Here is a 17,337-nt window from a genome sequence, read left to right as displayed (position 1 = left end):
TGGAACATATTTTTCTTCTCAGGTATAAGAACATTCCATAAAAAAGAGGACTTGAAGTCCTCTTTTCTAGTTGTTACAGAATTATTTGCTTTCGTTGTACAGGCGTTCAGCTTCTTCAAAACGGTCAGTCACTTCTGCTGTTGGCGCTTTGCCCATCAGGCTCACCACCACAATCGCCAGCATTGAACAGATAAAGCCAGGAACGATTTCATACAGGCCAGTGTCTGCAAACAGGTTTTTCCAGAAAATAACCACGACTGCACCTATGATCATCCCTGCTAAAGCACCATTCAAGGTCATGCGTTTCCAGAACAGTGACAGGATAATCAGCGGACCAAAGGCGGCACCAAAACCTGCCCAGGCATACGCCACCAGCCCCAGTACTTTGGATTCAGGATTACCCGCCATCCAGATCGCCAGCAAGGCAATCAGCAGTACCATCAAACGGCCAACCCAGACCAGTTCTTTTTGCGAGGCATTTTTACGCAGGAAAGATTTATAGAAGTCTTCTGTCAAGGTGCTTGAACAGACCAATAACTGACAGCTTAAAGTACTCATTACTGCGGCAAGAATCGCCGCCAGAACTACACCTGCAATCCATGGGTTAAACAGGATTTTGGTCAGTTCCATAAATACGGTTTCAGGATTGGCATTCACTACGCTTGCCAGTTCCGGATGCTGCTGGAAATAGGCGATCCCAAAGAAGCCGGCTGCGACTGCACCGCCCAGACATAGAATCATCCAGGTCATGCCAATACGGCGTGCATTTGGAATCGACTTGACCGAATCGGCTGCCATGAAGCGCACCAAAATATGCGGCTGGCCAAAGTAACCCAGACCCCAGGCGAGCAGAGAAATAATCGCAACAAAGCTCAGATCACCCAGAATATTCATTGCTTGAGGACGAGCAGCTTCCAGTGCCAAAGTTACCTGAGACATATCTGAAAATGCCATCAACGTCACGATTGGTGTCAGCAACAGGGCAAAGATCATCAGCCCCGCCTGAATGGTATCGGTCCAGCTCACAGCCAGGAAGCCACCAATAAACACATAGCTGATGGTGGCAATCGCACTGATCCAGAGCGCGGTGCTATAAGACATGTCAAACATGCTTTCGAACAGACGCGCGCCTGCAACCATGCCGGAAGCACAGTAAATCGCAAAGAAAGTCAGAATCACGAAAGCCGAAACAATACGCAGGATTTTCTTCTGGTCGTTAAAACGATTCGAGAAATAATCCGGCAGGGTCAGGGCATTGTGCTGAACTTCGGTATGCACCCTCAGACGGCCAGCAACCAGCAGCCAGTTGAGCCAGGCACCAATAATCAGACCGATGGCAATCCACATCTCAGACAGGCCGGAAAGATAAATCGCACCGGGCAGGCCCATGAGGAGCCAGCCACTCATGTCGGAAGCCCCTGCAGAAAGTGCAGTGACAAAACTCCCTAAACGTCGGCCCCCTAAGATGTAATCGGAAAAGTTGCTTGTCGCGCGATAAGCCATCAGGCCGATCACCACCATCGCGACAATATAGAAAAGAAAAGTAATTAAGGTTGGATTTAGGGAGCTCATACGGTATCCATTTTTAAGTTGGACAGTAGATCGAAACAAGGAATAAGACAGCTGCGAAAAGCTTTAATCCGAAAGCCAGGCAACATCAAATCCAGTAGATTTCAAAAATAAACGCGAAATTTAACCATAAATTCACAATTTTTGCTGAGATTTTCTTGTGCGAATAAAAATAGGCAACCCTCAGGCTGCCTATATATAAAGTGAAAAGATCAATTAGTTAGGGCGACCCATAACACCACGGATCGTATTTAACACATCGGCTGGAAGTACTACCGTCTTGGCATTTGGCGATTTGGCCATATCCTGCATGGCTTTAATATATTGTTCACCGAGTAAATAGGCGACTGGAATTTCATTATCACCAATGGCAGACGTCACCATGTCAATTGCACGTTGTGAAGACTCCGCCAATACCACTTGCGCTTCGGCATCACGGCGTGACGCTTCGAGACGGCCATCCGCTTCCAGAATCGCGGCCTGTTTTTCACCGTCAGCTTTAGTCACAGTCGCACGACGCTGACGTTCAGCAGCGGCCTGTTCTTCCATCGCTGTTTGCATGGTGATAGATGGCTTAATATCCTGAATTTCAACAGTTTTTAAGGTAATACCCCAGTCCGAGATATCATCTGAAATACTGGATTTTAAGCGTGCCTTGATATGATCACGCGAAGATAAAGCATCATCCAGATCCATTTCCCCGACAATCGAACGCAGTGAGGTTTGCACCAGGTTCTGAATCGCCCAGGAATAGTTTTCAATCCCGTACACGGCTTTTTCTGGTGTGGTCAGATTAATATAAGCCACGGCATTCATCAGCAGGACCGCATTATCACGGGTAATCACTTCCTGTGAGGGAATATCCAAAACGATATCTTTAGTTGTGACTTTATAGGCGACTTCATCGACATAAGGAATGACAAAATTCAGGCCCGGATTTAGGGTGGTGTGGTATTTACCCAGACGCTGTACAATCCATTTGTAACCTTGTGGCACAATCCGCACACCTTTAAAAATGGTAATCGCAACAAAGGCCAGAAACGCGATAACAATGATAGAACCACCAGACATAGCTTATTCACCTTATTGATTTTGATAATTCGTGCTGTGAGGTTGTACGACCAGGTCATTACCCAGAATATCCACGACGCGAACGCGGTCTCCGACCTGAACTGGGTCCAGAGTTCGGCATTCCCATTCATCCGAACCTAAAACTGGCATCGGAAAGCGCACCCGGATTTGCCCATGATCCAGATTAGTCTGAATCACCATGCCCACCTGACCAATGGTCGCTTCACGCGATAGACCGGCTTTGGTCTTATCAATGGAAAGTGGCTTGATAAACTTAAACCAGAGCAGCGTACACAGAATAGAAAGTACGATCCAGGTCAGGAGCTGGGTCGTCAGTCCCATCATCGGGAACATCCAGTACAGGACGCCAACCATGATGGCACCGATCCCGAACCACAGGGCAGCAAATGCGGGCAGTAGTAATTCCGATAGAATCAGAAGGATGCCTAATACAAACCAGTGCCAAGGTTCAAGAACTAATTCCATATCGTGACCTATATCGCTAAGTATTTAATTAATCATCATCTTTATATGATTGATCTTCAATGTAGCAGATGCGGCCGCAGATGAATATAAAAAATTCATGCATCAAAATTTTGCCGGACGTGGCGGTTTAAATGCCGCGGGAGACTGCTTGAAGTTGCTAATGGCTTTTTCAATAGTACGGATTTTCAGCTGAGCAGCCTTTTCACCTTCTAGAATGGTTTCATTGCTGGCTTTTAAATCCAATGTGCCGATATGGCCTACTTTAGGCTGGATTACAATATTAGCCTGGCTAAGTTCTTCATTGATACTTTGCTGACCCATAATATTAATAGTCTGGTCCAGTACGCCCCACATGTTGAGTGCTTTATTGCTGTCCGGACGGGCAGAAATATCCACGGCAATCACAATGTCTGCTCCCATATCTTTGGCGGTCTTGACCGGAATCGGACTGACCAGACCGCCATCGACATATTTGCTTCCACCAATCACTGCAGGCACAAACACATTCGGAATGCTACAGGAAGCACGAACTGCCTGTCCGGCATTGCCTTTAATAAAATCTGCCTTGCGGCCATTGTCCAGGCGAGTGGCAACTGCAGCAAAACGAATTGGGAATTGTTCAATTGGTTTGTTCGCTACATTCTTGTTGACGAAATCCTGCAATTTTTGCCCAGCAATAATCCCTTGCCGGTTCAAGGTTAAATCGCGGATATCCGATTCTTTAAAATTCAGGGCAATCTGCTGTAACTGATAAGGCGATTTGCCACTGGCATACAGGCTACCGACAAAACTACCGGCACTGGTACCGGTGACGATTTTCGGTTTGATGCCGTGTGATTCGAGCACTTTAATGACGCCAATATGGGCAAAACCTTTGGCACCGCCGCCACCGAGGGCAATGGCGACGACAGGTTCACGGGCCTTTAATGGCGTGGCAGGCGTAGGTGTTTTAGTGGCTTTGTCACAGGCTGCAAGACTGAAACCAAGGCAGCCAATTAAGGCATAACGAGCTAATTTCATTATAAAAACTGGTGATTAAATCAACAAAATTCAGGCTATCACATCAAAAAAAGGCGTATTTGCCTAGTCTTTTTTCAAAAGCTTTTGTAACGGCTTGGCCACCCAGTCCGGATTTTTGGCTGAGAATTTACCTTGATAATGCTGATAAATCTGTTCCAAGTCGTATTCATAATCACCAGTCAGATGGTACACGCCCAGGATATGAATGGTCTTGATATCATAATCAAAGGAAAACATCACAATCGGCAAATGGGCTGCTCTGGCAATAGGATAAAAACCGCTGCGGATTTTTTTGGTGCCTTACGTGAACCTTCCGGTGCCATACCGACCCAGATCTGTTCTGATTTTTCAATAATCTCGACAATTTGTCGGGTATGACCTTGTGGACTATCTCGGACGACCGGAACGACGCCAATCCATTCCAGAACCGGTTTTAGTGGTGTGCGAAACAGGCTGTCTTTACCAAAAATCGTAATCTGAATACCGAGACCAAGCAGCGCATTAAAACCCAGCCAGGCATCAATATTTGAAGTATGCGGAGAAATAATCGCGACTGCTTTAGGTAAGTCTGGAAATTCACCTTCCAGACGCCAGCCTTGGCCCAAAAAAAGCTGCCTGAAAAAAGTCCGGCTCAGCTTGCTGCCGCGGGCTGGTACATGCGGCGGGAGTTGGGGGAAACGTGTCTGGGCCATTGCTTATGTCTCTTCCTGAAACGAATTTTTCTTTATTTTTGATCATATTAGACTTTTGTAAAATCCGGATCATTGGCAAAATGTATAGCATCTTAAATGCTGGTGATGCATTTTCAACTGAAGGACTTGGCCTAAATATGCGGAATACCTATATCTTACTATTTTCGCTGTATTGGGCACAGGGGCTTCCGGTCGGATTTATGACGCATGCCTTGCCGGTCATTTTACGGGCTGAAGGGGTATCACTGGCGCATATCGGGGGCTTTGGCCTGTTAATGCTGCCTTGGTCGATTAAAATATTCTGGGCACCTTGGGTCGATCGTTATGGGAAGAAATCCCAAGGCCATTACCGTAGCTGGATTATTCCCTTGCAATGGCTGTCAGTTGCTGTATTGATTGGGCTCTCGTTTCTACCGATTCAGGCCTTGAATCAGCCGCTGTATTTACTGCTGTTTTTTATCACGCTTTTGCTAATGAATGGGATCGGGGCCACGCAGGATATTGCGACTGATGCACTGGCGGTCAATGTTCTGAAAAATGAACAGCAACATTGGGGTAATACCTTTCAGGTCATCGGTTCACGACTGGGATTTATTGTTGGAGGTGGGGCCATATTATGGCTTTTGGATATTTTAAAATGGCAAAGCACCTTTTTATTATTGGCGGCTCTGGTCTTTCTTAATACTTTACCCATTTTATTTTTTAGAGAACCTCAGCATTCAAAAATTATCACGCCAGCTGATAAAGGAGCTGCACTCAGCAATATAAAAACCTATTTTCAATACTTCTGGTCAGATTTAAGCTTGGCGAGGTGGCTTCTGGTCTTACTGACCTTTAAAATCACTGATGGTTTATCTGGGCCTTTGTTAAAACCTTTAATGGTAGATCTCGGACTGAGCTTTAGCCAGATTGGTCTCTATGTCACCATGCTGGGAGCGTTGGCTGCCTTGATTGGGGCCGGATTGGCTGGCTGGTGCCTGAAATACTGGTCGCGCAGCTCGAGTTTGATCGTTTTCTCAATTCTAAAAATATTAAGCTTAATAGCTTATGCCTGGCTGGCTGGCCAGTATGAAGCTCAAAACAAAGTAGAAAATTGGATCATTTATCTGATCAATGCGGCCGAAGACATGGTCTCAGCCATGCTTTTGGTGGTCATGTTGACCTTGGTCATGCAATACAGCCGTAAGCATCTGGCAGGGACAGATTTTACCTTTCAGGTTGCTCTGATGGCCACGGTGAGTGGGGGACTTTATAGCCTGAGTGGCATTTTTGGAGATGCTTTAGGCTATCAAAATTATCTGAATCTGATCGTGATCGTGGCAATTTTCAGTCTAATTCCAATTTTCCGATGGATGAAAGTTGCAGAAAAAGTATAAAATTTCTAAATAATCAACTGTTTGGTTAAATGTTAGCCTAAAGTACTAAATAGAATATATAAATATTAATTTAATAATTTTGTAATATAAGCGCCGTGTGTATTATTTGTTACAAAATAAATTAAGGATTTTTTTGATGAAAACTAAGTTAGCGACAGCAATTGCATTCAGCCTTTTGGCGGGGACAACTTTTGCAGCACCAACTTTTTATGGTGAGATTGATGCCACAGTTGATTATTTACCTGAAGACAATGCTTCACCTGTGTCTGATCGCGATGTTATTGAACTGAATACTAATAATTCATTCTTGGGTTTAAAAGGTGAGGAGAAACTTACTGACCGTTTAAGTGGGCTTTATCAAGCTGAATTTACCTTCTATGTAGACAATGGTGGAAGTACAGATACATTTGTACCGCGTAATCTTTTAGTCGGTCTTAAAGATGAAAAGTTAGGTACAGTAAAACTAGGTAAAATCGATACGCCTGTAAAACAGCTTTCTTCAGTAGTTGATACTTTCAATAACTATGTTGCAAATAAAGCGGATATGGCAGGTATCTTTACCGGTGAAAACCGTATCGATAATGTTGTCGTCTATGAAGCTCCTGGCTTTGCAGTCGGTGAAGGTAAACTAAAAGCAACTGCACTATTAGCTACAGGTGAAGCCGGTGGTATTAGCTCTTCTAAAGGCGGTGCTAAAGTTGCAGGCCGTGGCTTAGGTGATGCATGGTCAGCATCTTTAGTATATGACAGCAAAGCAGTTGTTTTAGGTCTTGGTTATGATAAAGCGATTCCATCCAACTTTGCTGGTGTAGGTATCTTAAACACACAAAATGGTGAAATTGGTACAGCAAAAGCTTTGTTAGCTGCTGCTGATACAATTCGTGCGATTGGCCGAGTAAATGTAAATGATAACTTAGCCATTAAGGCGTTATTCCAAACATCTGATCTTGCAGAGGTTGAAGGTAATTCAAATGCAACTTCAGTGGCAAGTAATGGTATTGCTGTAAATGGTAATGATATTGATGATGCACAAGGCTGGCTAATTGGAGCAGAATATAAATTACCAAATGCTGATAAGTGGACAGTAAAAGGCCAATATAGTCAAAACTCTACAAGCTTTACAAAAGCCAATGTTGCAGATTTTGAAGCCCAACAAATTCTTGTGGGTGCAGACTATGCATTCTCTAAACAAGTAAAAGCATACGGTTACACGGGTCTTTTAACACTTGAACAAGGTTCAGCTGAAACTAAACAGCCAGTTGTTGGTACAGGTGTTGAATACAAATTCTAATTTAGACTTTGTAAGCTAAGAAAAGGCGGTGCTTTGGCATCGCTTTTTTTATGCTTAAAACAACAAAACTTAGCAATTTTATGTCTGATCTAACAAGTGTAGGGCTGTTAACATGATTGAAAGTTTCAGCATTTCGTTTTGAAAATTATGCCTATTCAAGCCGTTTTATTTGACCTCGACAATACCTTGACCCATCGTGATCTGACGACACAAGCCTATAGCCGTTATCTGGCAGAATATTATGCGCCAACATTGAAACAGGTCGAGTCTGACAAAATTATCGAGATTGTAAGACGCATCGATAATGGCGGTTATCCTAAAAAGGAATTGCTGACGCATGGTAGTATCGGGGCTTCGGCTGCTTATGCGTTGTTGCAGGAACTGTCTTGGTTAAATCCCCCAACCATAGATGAACTGGCCCAATTCTGGTTTAGCCAGTTTGGCCGTTTCGCCGTAGAAATGCCGGCAGCAGAGCAAGTATTAACGCAGCTGAAAGATGAGGGTTATCAGCTGGCCATTGTTTCCAATGGCGGACATGACACCCGTTTAAATACGATTCGGGGTTTGGGTATTGAAACTTATTTTGATGAGATCATCAGTTCGGGGTTGGTGGGTTTTAACAAACCACAGCCGGAAATATTCCAGATCACGGCAGAGCGTCTAGGCGTGCAGCCTGCACAGTGCCTGTATATTGGCGACCATCCCATTAATGATGTACAAGGAGCTACAGAGGCCGGAATGCATGCATTATGGATGCAAGGCTTTCATGCCGATGCCGAACATATCCGATATAAAATTCAGCAACTGCCGGAAATTTTTGCGCATTTGCAGTTACTGAATCAGACTTAAGTTATTCTTAAACAGTCAATCGTTTCGGCCCATTGCGAAGAATCACAGCGCGGACATTGCTGGTTGGCATGCGAAAGGGTTTGTACCTGTCCACAGTAAATGCAGGCATATAATTGCCCAGCCTTGACCTGTTGGACTATAGAACAGGTTTTAGGGAAAAGTGGCAGCCCAGGCCGAACCTCATCCGATTTGAAGAACAGGATACTGAACTTACCGTCAGTTTCCAGTAAACCGGTGCGTACCTGACCCAGATGCTCTACGCCTTGCTGGCGCATTTCGGCAAAGAATTCATCATGTGACATCTTACCTTTTTTAATTTCTTCAACGACCAGCACGCCATCTTCTACGATATAAATCGGTTTACCTTCCAGTAGGTCTTCAAACCACTGATATTTCATCATGAGCCAGGTGGTCAGGCGGTACATGATAATAATCACCGACATCACCAGAACTGCCTGAATCAGGGGAATATCTTCGGTAAACATCGGGTCACCGGCAATCGAACCCAAGCTCAAAATGATAGCGACTTCGAAGATGGAAAGCTGACGTACCCCGCGTTTTCCGGTCAGACGCAGAAACAGGATAATCATCGTGTACATCAGGGCACAACGCAGCAAAATTTCTGCGGTAAACTCCCAAGTGGTGTCATTTATAAATATGGTCGCCCAGTCCATTTAAATTCTTTATCCTTACTTTGCTCTTTGGCTCGAGTCTAGCAATATCAGTATTTTATTTGCTGCTGTGTTTATGTAAGTTTATGAATAAAGATAGATTCTATTTAAAAAAGAAGCTTGAGCTTAAAAATACAGCTATTTAATTTATTCAAAATAAGATAGAGATTTCATGTAAATAACGCATAAAAAATCAGCAGATTAAATTTGAAGAAGATCACATTCTTTGCTGTCTATTTTTAAATCTATAAAATTATTATCCATTTGAAATCTATCAATATAAATTCTGAATAATGTGTTTTGAATACCTGGGAGTGTTTAGAAATTTGTAAGCAAATCACTTCATTTCTATAAACATCTGTAGTTTGTGGCCTGAAAAATAGAGTGATTACACCAGGTTAATAAACTGTTTTTAAATTAGAAATTGTGATTTTGACTTCCAATAAGGGATGTATTGTGAAAAAAATATTCACGCTTTTAACGGTTATGGGTTTAAGTACAGCGGTCTGGGCAGATACGGAGTGGGATTATACTCAGCCTGAGCAATGGTCGACTTTGAGCCAGAAATATTCGGCCTGTAACGGTCTGAACCAGTCGCCAATCAATATTGAGCGAACAGTGAAAGCAGAACTGGAACCGCTCAAGTTCAGCTATAACACCATGATTCATGCGATCGAAAATAAAGGTCATACTGTTCAGGTGGATTTTGCGCAAGGTGGTGAATTGCAACTGGATGGCGATACCTTTGTACTGAAGCAGTTTCATTTGCACAGCCCGAGTGAAAACCTGATCAAGGGTAAAAGCTATCCACTGGAAATCCATTTTGTCCATTCCAATGCCAAAGGTGAGCTGGCTGTGGTGGGGATGATGTTTGAACAGGGACAGGAAAGTCAGATGCTCAAACGCATGTGGAGTCGCCTACCAAAAAAACAGGGTGAAAAAGTGGTTTTGAAAACGCCACAAGCGGTGAATCAGATGTTGCCTAAGAATCTGGATTATTATCGCTTTAGCGGCTCGCTGACCACACCGCCTTGTTCTGAAGGCGTACGCTGGCTGATCCTGAAGGATATTCAGCAGGCTTCTGCCAAGCAGATTTCGGAATTTGCCAAACTGATGGGACACCCAAATAACCGTCCGGTGCAGTCCTTGAATGGCCGTGTAGTGCTGGAATAATCAATATGAGAGCGAAAAAGCAGACTTTGGTCTGCTTTTTTTAATTCTGATACAAATTTCGAAAGGGCCGGTTGAAAAGAACTATGTGGCGAAAGCTGAAAGAATTACTATAGATAGTATTTCCTATTGGTCTTTCCGCTGCCATGCTCTTTGACTTGAAAACCATGATTCAGCCATTTACAGCGCTTTCGCCACAGCAGAAGAAGCTGGATCATCTGATTGATAAAATCGAGCAACAGAAACAGGAATTACACCAATGGCAACAGGCTGAAGAAGAGCTGCAACAATATACCCATAAAACATTTATGCCGGTCTACCATGAATTGCATGGTGTACTGTTCAAGCAGCTGGAACAGCTCTGGAAGCACCTGCAGGAAACTACATTTTCCAAGGCAGAACTGGTGGTGCTGGATGAAAAGATTCAATACCTTGCAAATTATCTAAAAGACTCTCAGGCAATGTCGGTGCAACAAGCCCATAAAGTGAATGAAATTTTCACTTACTATCAGCAACGTGCCGAGCATGCCCAGTTCAGAAAAAGCCAAAAGAAAATAAATGAACTGGAAATATTCTTTAAGAATGAGAATCCCTCAGATCTTGCAGATGCAGAAGTATTTGAAGAATGGGAATCAGATCATTTTCAGCAGGCACGTGAGCAAGCCAGATTAAAACGCCAGCAGGAAAAACAGGAGCAGGCAGCAGCGATGGCAGAGCAGTCATTGAAAACCGTTTATTTAAAAATTGCTGCCATCATTCACCCTGACCGTGAAGTGAATGATGTCAAAAAAATCAAGAAAACTGAATTATTGCAACGTGCCAATGAGGCTTATGCAGAACAAGACCTGTTTACGTTACTGAAAATGCAACTGCAGATCGAGCAAGATCAGGATATTTCACAAAAAGGTTTAAGTGCGGAGCAACTAAGATTCTATCAATTGGCTTTGGATGCACAAAGCCGGAAATTACAAGAACAGATCGATACCTTGATCCATAGATTGGTCTGGTCATCGAAAACCAGAATTGCCGTGAAAAAGGCGAAAGGGAAAGTTCAAATTGCTGACCTGTATAAGCAGATTGATGAAGATACTTCAGCCATTAAACAGCAGATTAAAGTCGAAAAAGAACGCTTGATGTATATCAAAAAGGTGAGCGGCTTGGAGATGTTTTTAAGGCATGGGATTTAATGAAGTAAAAAGTTTTTTACTCTCTAAACCAACGGTCTTAGGTATTCGTTATGTTAAAATAATGAGTTGAATAGCATTTGTATTGAAACAAAGTAATGAGCATTTTAGATTTAAGCTTATATCAAGAAACTGGAAATTTATCCCCACAACAAAAGAAGTTTAATCGTCTGATTTTAAAAATTGAGAAACTTCAAGCATCTTTGTTAGAGTGGCAACAAGCACAACAAAAAGTACAGCAGGATGCAAGTGCAGAACTATTGCCATTATATAGCAAATGGCATCAAGTTTTATTTAGTCAATTAGAAGTACTTTGGCAATATAAACAATCGCATAAATTTGCTAAAACCCATTTACAGCGTTTAGATGAAAAAATTTCGATTTTAGCGAGTCTGCTCTTAGATAATCCTAATCTGTCTGAACAGCAACATGAATTGGCGATAGTCATTGCTAAATATTATAACCTTTTAGAAGAGAGCTCTAATTTTCAGACGGTTACATCGCAAGCAGAGAATTATTCTCATCCAGAGCATGATGCTGATGAAATGATGCAGAAACAAGTGATGAAGGGAATTCTTGCAGATCAATTAGGTGTGTCTGAAGACTGGATTGACTTTGATTTTGATCTCGAAAATCTTGAAGAATTTATGCAAAAAGTAAAAGCCAAATTTGATCGAGAAGAAGCCGATTTTATTCAAAATCAACTGAATGATCGTGAGCGTGAAGAATATCAAAAGTTTGCCGAAAAAGAGAAAAAGAAAATTTTAAAGAAGCAAATGCAACTTGAAGATGCAAAAAAAATGGCAGGGCAGTCATTAAAAAGTATCTATTTAAAAATTGCCTCAGTGATCCATCCTGACCGTGAGCGAGATGAGCAAAAACGCATTGAAAAAACTGAATTATTACAGCAAGCCAATACGGCGCTAGAGGAAAAAGATTTACTAGCTCTATTAAAGTTACGTGCTTATACAGAGCAAGGTGATCAAAAACAAGCAGTTAAAATCGCAAATGAACATTTAAAATCTTATAATCTATTGTTAGAAGAGCAAATTGAGCAATTGCAGTTTGAGGTAGATAATATTATTTACTCATTTGATTGGGAGAGTTCAGGTTTCTATAAACAGACCTTTAAACCTGTGGATTTGGCTAAAAAATACCAACGTGATTTGAACGAAATTCAAAAAAAAATATTACGAGATGAACAGTGTTTAAATGATTATAAGGATTTTGATTATTTTAAAATTTTACTTAAAAATAGGGCATTTAGCTGGTCATTTGACTCATTCTAAACTTAATTTTTTTAACCAAAGCATCATAAAGCTATGATGCTCTTTTAAAATAACAATGAAAATAGATCCTCAATTATTAGAATTCGCCAAATCCATGCGCCACACCGCCACCGATGCAGAACATCTGATATGGCAAATTCTACGTGCCAAGCGATTTATGAATCTTAAATTTCGCCGTCAGCATGTGATCAAACCTTATATTGTGGATTTTACTGCCATGAAATTGGTTTGGTGATTGAGTTTGAGAGTAAGTAAAATTGAGAAATCATAAAAAACTTGATTTTTAAATTTTGATTGCTATTATCAAATATAGGTGTCCACCTTACTTACACACGAGTAAAAAAAGACAAAAATCTATTTTTATATTGAATAGTCTATTCTTCTTAATGTTTTCTTTATTTTGTTTCACTATTAGATTCAAAAGTTTAAACGTGTGTCCAAATTTGATTCTAAGAAACAACTTTAAGGATAAACATGTCTACGATCAGCGCATTAGCTTTTGAAATACAGCAAACTACTAAATTTCATGATATTGAGATTAAACGTTCTTATATAAATGAAATAGTTGCAGCACTTTTTGGATTTAAAACTTTTAATAGTTTAAAACTAAGTTCTTACCCAATTTTTACAGATTCAATCGATGACCAGTTGGATGGAGAGTTATTTGAAAATCGCTGTGAGGAATTAAACGTCTCAATTGCGCTAGCACCTTTTTTTCAAAAGCATCTTTCAAATTATCATTTTTTATATTTAACAAATGAGGAAATGAGTCAGCTTGTTAGACATGCTTTGGATGATGATTCACTGCATGACAATGTTTTAGAACGGCTGAAAAAAACCTTTATAGAGTTCCCTCAGGTTTCTATTTATCCATATTTGATTGCACAATTTTATAGTGATTGTGAAAGTGATTTTGATGAGCAGAATAAAGATATGAATTATCTTTATCATAGATATTTGCAAGGTAAAGAAATTAGTCCAACTTGGAAAGCAGGCTTAGATAATTTTATTAAAGAAAAAGAACGTAATAATGAATATAAAGATAACTATATAAAGTATTTAAAAATTGCTGCTCATTTAGGAAGTTTTCCTGCTCAGCTAGAACTTTATCAATTTGGAGATAATGATCATTACGTTGATGACGACGATTTTGATGAAGATATGTATGACTATAGTCATTCAAATTATCCATCAGATATAGAATTGGAATTAGCAAAGCGTGGTAATGAAGAATGCCTAAGAGATATATTTGATCGAATCGTCTGTGATGGATTCGATGAAATCAAAAAATTAAAAGAGAATGATTTGATTGAAGCATGGAAATGGCAAAAATTTGCTCATTATTTTGGTCATGATTTAGCTCAAGGTAATTACAAGACAGAAGCAATATATGATCAGGGTAATATTTTTGCAGCCGAAAGTGGTCGTCATGATATACATTTGCCAAAATTAACATTAGAGCAAGAAAATATAGTCGATCGAGAAGTAAATAAATTAATTCATTTTTATGAAAATTTAAATGAATTCACTTTTACTCGTTATTTAGATGATTCTTCTTATATCAATTGGGAGGATGAGGATTTTGATTGGGAAGAAGAGTAAATAAAAATCCCCTCATTTGAGGGGATTTTTTGAATCAAATTACAGCATTAAAGCGCTGCAATCTGCTCCATATTCGCTTTAATCTTCGCTAACTGATCAGCAAACTCAGCAAGTTTCACTTTCTCGCCTTCAACTACAGCCGCAGGTGCTTTTGCCACAAAACCTTCATTCGAAAGTTTAGTCGCAATTTGGTCATGCTGTTTTTGAACCTTGTCCAAGTCTTTTTGCAGACGACCCAATTCCGCTTTAGGATCAATTAAGCCCTTCATTGGAACGAATACAGACACGTGACCCACAACAGATGAAGAAGACAATGGTGGTTGTTCAGCATCAGCCAAGAAGGTAATGCTTTCAACTTTTGCCAATGCTTTGAACAACGGTTCAATACGTGCAATCTGCGCTTTTTCAGCATCCGTTGTGTTTTGAAGTAGAACAGGCAACAAGCGTGCATTACCTAAGCCCATCTCACCACGGATGTTACGTACCGCACCAATCAAACCTTGCAGCCATTGCATATCTGCTTCAGCCTGGTCATTAATCAATGCTTCGTCAGCAGTTGGGTACTGCGCAAGCATGATGGTTTCGCCAGCGATACCAAGTTTAGGCGCAAGCGTTTGCCAGATTTCTTCAGTCAGATAAGGCATCAACGGATGAGCCAAACGTAAAGACGCTTCCATCACCGCAAGCAATACACGACGTACTTCAGCTTTACGCTCTTCAGATACGTTTTCATCATTCAGAACAGGCTTAGTCAGTTCGACATACCAGTCACAGTATTCATTCCAGATGAATTCGTAAATCGCTTGCGCAGCCAGGTCTAAACGATAGGTTGCAAATGCAGTTTGTACCGCAGCAGTCGCTTTTTGTAGACGGCTGACGATCCACTGTTCAGGCAATTCCCAAAGATCAGGACGAGCCGTTTGACCAACCGTTTGACCTTCGACATTCATCATCACGAAACGCGTTGCGTTCCAGATTTTGTTGGCAAAGTTACGGTAACCTTCAACACGTTTCATATCGAACTTAATGTCACGACCGGTGTTTGCAAGCGCGCAGAATGTGAAACGAACTGCATCCGTACCGTAAGATTGAATACCTTCAGGGAATTCTTTACGCGTTGATTTTTCAATCTTCGCTGCCTGTTTCGGGTTCATCAAACCCGTGGTACGTTTTTGTACCAGTGTTTCAAGATCCACACCGTCAATCAAGTCTAATGGGTCAAGCACGTTACCTTTAGATTTAGACATCTTCTGACCTTCGCCATCACGTACCAAACCGTGAACGTACACAGTTTTAAATGGCACTTGTGGCGTACCATCTTCATTCTTCATGAAGTGCATGGTCAGCATGATCATGCGGGCAACCCAGAAGAAGATGATGTCAAAACCTGTCACCAGTACATCTGTTGGGTGGAATGTATTCAAGAAGTAGTTGGCTTTGTCTTTTGCTTCGTCGCCAGTCCAACCTAAGGTTGAGAATGTCCAGAGACCTGAAGAGAACCATGTATCCAGTACGTCTTCATCTTGGTTCAATTGAACATCGGCAGGGATGTTGTTTTTCGCGCGAACTTCCGCTTCATCACGACCTACATAAACATTACCTTCCGCATCGTACCAAGCAGGGATACGGTGACCCCACCACAATTGACGCGAGATACACCAGTCTTGGATGTTGTTCATCCAAGCCATATACATGTTGCTGTACTGCTCAGGAACGAACTTGATACGACCGTCTTTAACCGCTTCAATGGCAGGTTTCGCTAGCGGCGCAATCTTCACATACCATTGGTCTGTGAGTAGAGGTTCAACAATCACGCCTGAACGGTCACCGCGAGGTGGTTTCAGCGTATATGGTTGGATCTGGTCTAACCAGCCTTCAGCTTCCGCTTGTTCAACAATCTTCTTACGTGCTTCAAAACGCTCTAAACCAACATATTCACTAGGCGCAGGAATGGTTTTAGAAATTTGCTCGCCGGCTTTCGCGATGTATTCAAACTCAGCCAACACTTCAGCATTTTTGTTGAAGATATTGATGATTGGCAATTCGCAACGTTTACCCACTTCATAGTCATTGAAGTCGTGTGCAGGGGTGATTTTTACACAGCCTGTACCGAATTCTTTATCGACATATTCGTCTTTAACGATAGGAACCGCACGACCGGTAATTGGCAGGATAATATTTTTACCCACCAAATCTGCATAGCGTTCATCATCAAGCGCAACGGCAACAGCTGTATCACCAAGTAGTGTTTCAGGACGAGTGGTTGCCACAACGATGTGATCTTTACCATCGTGCGTGCGTAGTGATTTATCTTCAAAGAAGTATTTAAAGTGCCACAATGAACCTGCTTCTTCTTTATCAGACTCAACTTCTAAGTCAGACAGCGCAGTTTGTAATTTTGGATCCCAGTTCACCAAACGTTTGCCGCGGTAGATCAGACCTTCTTCGTGCAGTTTTACAAACACTTCTTTTACCGCGTTTGATAAACCATCATCCATGGTGAAGCGTTCACGTGACCAGTCAACCGAAGAACCTAGGCGACGAATTTGACGGGTAATGTTACCGCCAGACTGTTCTTTCCATTCCCAGACTTTTTCGATGAACTTTTCACGACCCAGGTCATGACGGCTAACCCCTTGCGCACCCAACTGACGCTCTACCACCATTTGCGTTGCAATACCTGCGTGGTCAGTACCCGGTTGCCATAAAGTATTTTTACCTGACATACGGTTAAAACGGGTTAAGGCATCCATGATGGCATTGTTAAAACCATGACCCATATGCAGGCTACCCGTGACGTTTGGTGGCGGAATCATGATACAGAAAGATTCGCCTTTTTCAGACGGCTTAAAGTAACCACGCTCTTCCCAAGTTTGGTACCATTTTTTCTCGATCTCGGTCGGATCGTAGGTTGTCGCGATATTTTGCGCTGAGTCAGTCATAGTCTAAACAGATCAAAAGTGAATGAAAAATTGCATCTATTGTAGCAAAAAAAATAGTGCGTGCGGCAGCTTAACCAAATGCAAACTTTAGCCAATTGGCATGTATAGCAACTCATCGTATGATA

13 protein-coding genes and 2 pseudogenes are annotated in these 17,337 nt (G+C 41.7%); 8 read left to right on the top strand and 7 right to left on the bottom strand.

What is annotated here, in order from left to right:
• Nucleotides 1–81 precede the first annotated feature (81 nt).
• The 5 genes and pseudogenes from putP to ACO1B7_RS03095 all read right to left on the bottom strand — a co-directional run bounded on the left by putP (nucleotide 82) and on the right by ACO1B7_RS03095 (nucleotide 4,838).
• Nucleotides 82–1,572 carry a sodium/proline symporter PutP gene (gene putP / locus ACO1B7_RS03115; protein ID WP_423089806.1) on the bottom strand — a complete coding sequence of 497 codons (1,491 nt, stop codon included), beginning with the start codon at nucleotides 1,570–1,572 and terminating at the stop codon, nucleotides 82–84.
• 213 nt (nucleotides 1,573–1,785) lie between these two features.
• Complete coding sequence (locus tag ACO1B7_RS03110) at nucleotides 1,786–2,640, bottom strand: SPFH domain-containing protein (RefSeq protein WP_004279377.1); 855 nt, start codon at nucleotides 2,638–2,640, stop codon at nucleotides 1,786–1,788.
• Nucleotides 2,641–2,652: 12 nt separating this feature from the next.
• A complete protein-coding gene (locus ACO1B7_RS03105; protein ID WP_005247004.1) occupies nucleotides 2,653–3,126 on the bottom strand; it encodes an NfeD family protein in 474 nt (157 codons plus the stop codon).
• A gap of 102 nt (nucleotides 3,127–3,228) precedes the next feature.
• Nucleotides 3,229–4,146, bottom strand: coding sequence for a patatin-like phospholipase family protein (locus ACO1B7_RS03100; RefSeq protein ID WP_423089805.1), 918 nt, complete (start codon nucleotides 4,144–4,146; stop codon nucleotides 3,229–3,231).
• A 63-nt stretch (nucleotides 4,147–4,209) separates the two neighbouring features.
• Nucleotides 4,210–4,838: pseudogene (locus ACO1B7_RS03095) on the bottom strand (1-acyl-sn-glycerol-3-phosphate acyltransferase).
• Between the two features lie 137 nt (nucleotides 4,839–4,975).
• Between ACO1B7_RS03095 and ACO1B7_RS03090 the strand changes: the two are divergent.
• The 3 genes from ACO1B7_RS03090 to ACO1B7_RS03080 all read left to right on the top strand — a co-directional run bounded on the left by ACO1B7_RS03090 (nucleotide 4,976) and on the right by ACO1B7_RS03080 (nucleotide 8,354).
• The gene (locus tag ACO1B7_RS03090; RefSeq protein ID WP_423090304.1) at nucleotides 4,976–6,214 is read left to right on the top strand and encodes an MFS transporter; all 1,239 of its coding nucleotides are present in this window, start codon (nucleotides 4,976–4,978) and stop codon (nucleotides 6,212–6,214) included.
• Between the two features lie 136 nt (nucleotides 6,215–6,350).
• Complete coding sequence (locus tag ACO1B7_RS03085; protein ID WP_004279382.1) at nucleotides 6,351–7,505, top strand: porin; 1,155 nt, start codon at nucleotides 6,351–6,353, stop codon at nucleotides 7,503–7,505.
• Nucleotides 7,506–7,652: 147 nt separating this feature from the next.
• Entirely contained in the window at nucleotides 7,653–8,354 is a 702-nt protein-coding gene (locus ACO1B7_RS03080) for an HAD family hydrolase (protein WP_004279383.1), read from the top strand.
• Here ACO1B7_RS03080 and ACO1B7_RS03075 read toward each other — a convergent pair.
• Nucleotides 8,351–9,028, bottom strand: coding sequence for a DUF421 domain-containing protein (locus ACO1B7_RS03075; protein ID WP_004279384.1), 678 nt, complete (start codon nucleotides 9,026–9,028; stop codon nucleotides 8,351–8,353). The genes ACO1B7_RS03080 and ACO1B7_RS03075 overlap by 4 nt on opposite strands.
• 483 nt (nucleotides 9,029–9,511) lie before the next feature.
• On the opposite strand from ACO1B7_RS03075, the gene ACO1B7_RS03070 reads away from it, so the two are divergent.
• From ACO1B7_RS03070 to ACO1B7_RS03050, 5 genes and pseudogenes are all read left to right on the top strand, one after another.
• On the top strand, nucleotides 9,512–10,198 hold the full coding sequence (locus ACO1B7_RS03070) for a carbonic anhydrase (protein ID WP_005104680.1): 687 nt from the start codon (nucleotides 9,512–9,514) through the stop codon (nucleotides 10,196–10,198).
• A 143-nt stretch (nucleotides 10,199–10,341) separates the two neighbouring features.
• Complete coding sequence (locus ACO1B7_RS03065; RefSeq protein ID WP_004279386.1) at nucleotides 10,342–11,382, top strand: coiled-coil domain-containing protein; 1,041 nt, start codon at nucleotides 10,342–10,344, stop codon at nucleotides 11,380–11,382.
• 95 nt (nucleotides 11,383–11,477) lie between these two features.
• On the top strand, nucleotides 11,478–12,668 hold the full coding sequence (locus ACO1B7_RS03060; protein WP_004279387.1) for a hypothetical protein: 1,191 nt from the start codon (nucleotides 11,478–11,480) through the stop codon (nucleotides 12,666–12,668).
• A 55-nt stretch (nucleotides 12,669–12,723) separates the two neighbouring features.
• Nucleotides 12,724–12,914 (top strand): annotated as a pseudogene (locus tag ACO1B7_RS03055) (endonuclease domain-containing protein); the annotation flags it as partial.
• Nucleotides 12,915–13,142: 228 nt separating this feature from the next.
• Nucleotides 13,143–14,270, top strand: coding sequence for a hypothetical protein (locus ACO1B7_RS03050; RefSeq protein ID WP_228747320.1), 1,128 nt, complete (start codon nucleotides 13,143–13,145; stop codon nucleotides 14,268–14,270).
• Nucleotides 14,271–14,317: 47 nt separating this feature from the next.
• Here the strand turns inward: ACO1B7_RS03050 and ACO1B7_RS03045 are convergent, their stop codons facing one another.
• A complete protein-coding gene (locus ACO1B7_RS03045) occupies nucleotides 14,318–17,212 on the bottom strand; it encodes a valine--tRNA ligase (RefSeq protein WP_004279390.1) in 2,895 nt (964 codons plus the stop codon).
• Between the last annotated feature and the right edge of the window lie 125 nt (nucleotides 17,213–17,337).

The sequence above is a fragment of the Acinetobacter lwoffii genome (assembly GCF_049367455.1).
GTDB lineage: Bacteria > Pseudomonadota > Gammaproteobacteria > Pseudomonadales > Moraxellaceae > Acinetobacter > Acinetobacter lwoffii_W.
Note: the sequence above shows the minus strand (reverse complement) of the source record. Positions and strands in the feature narration are given on the sequence as shown.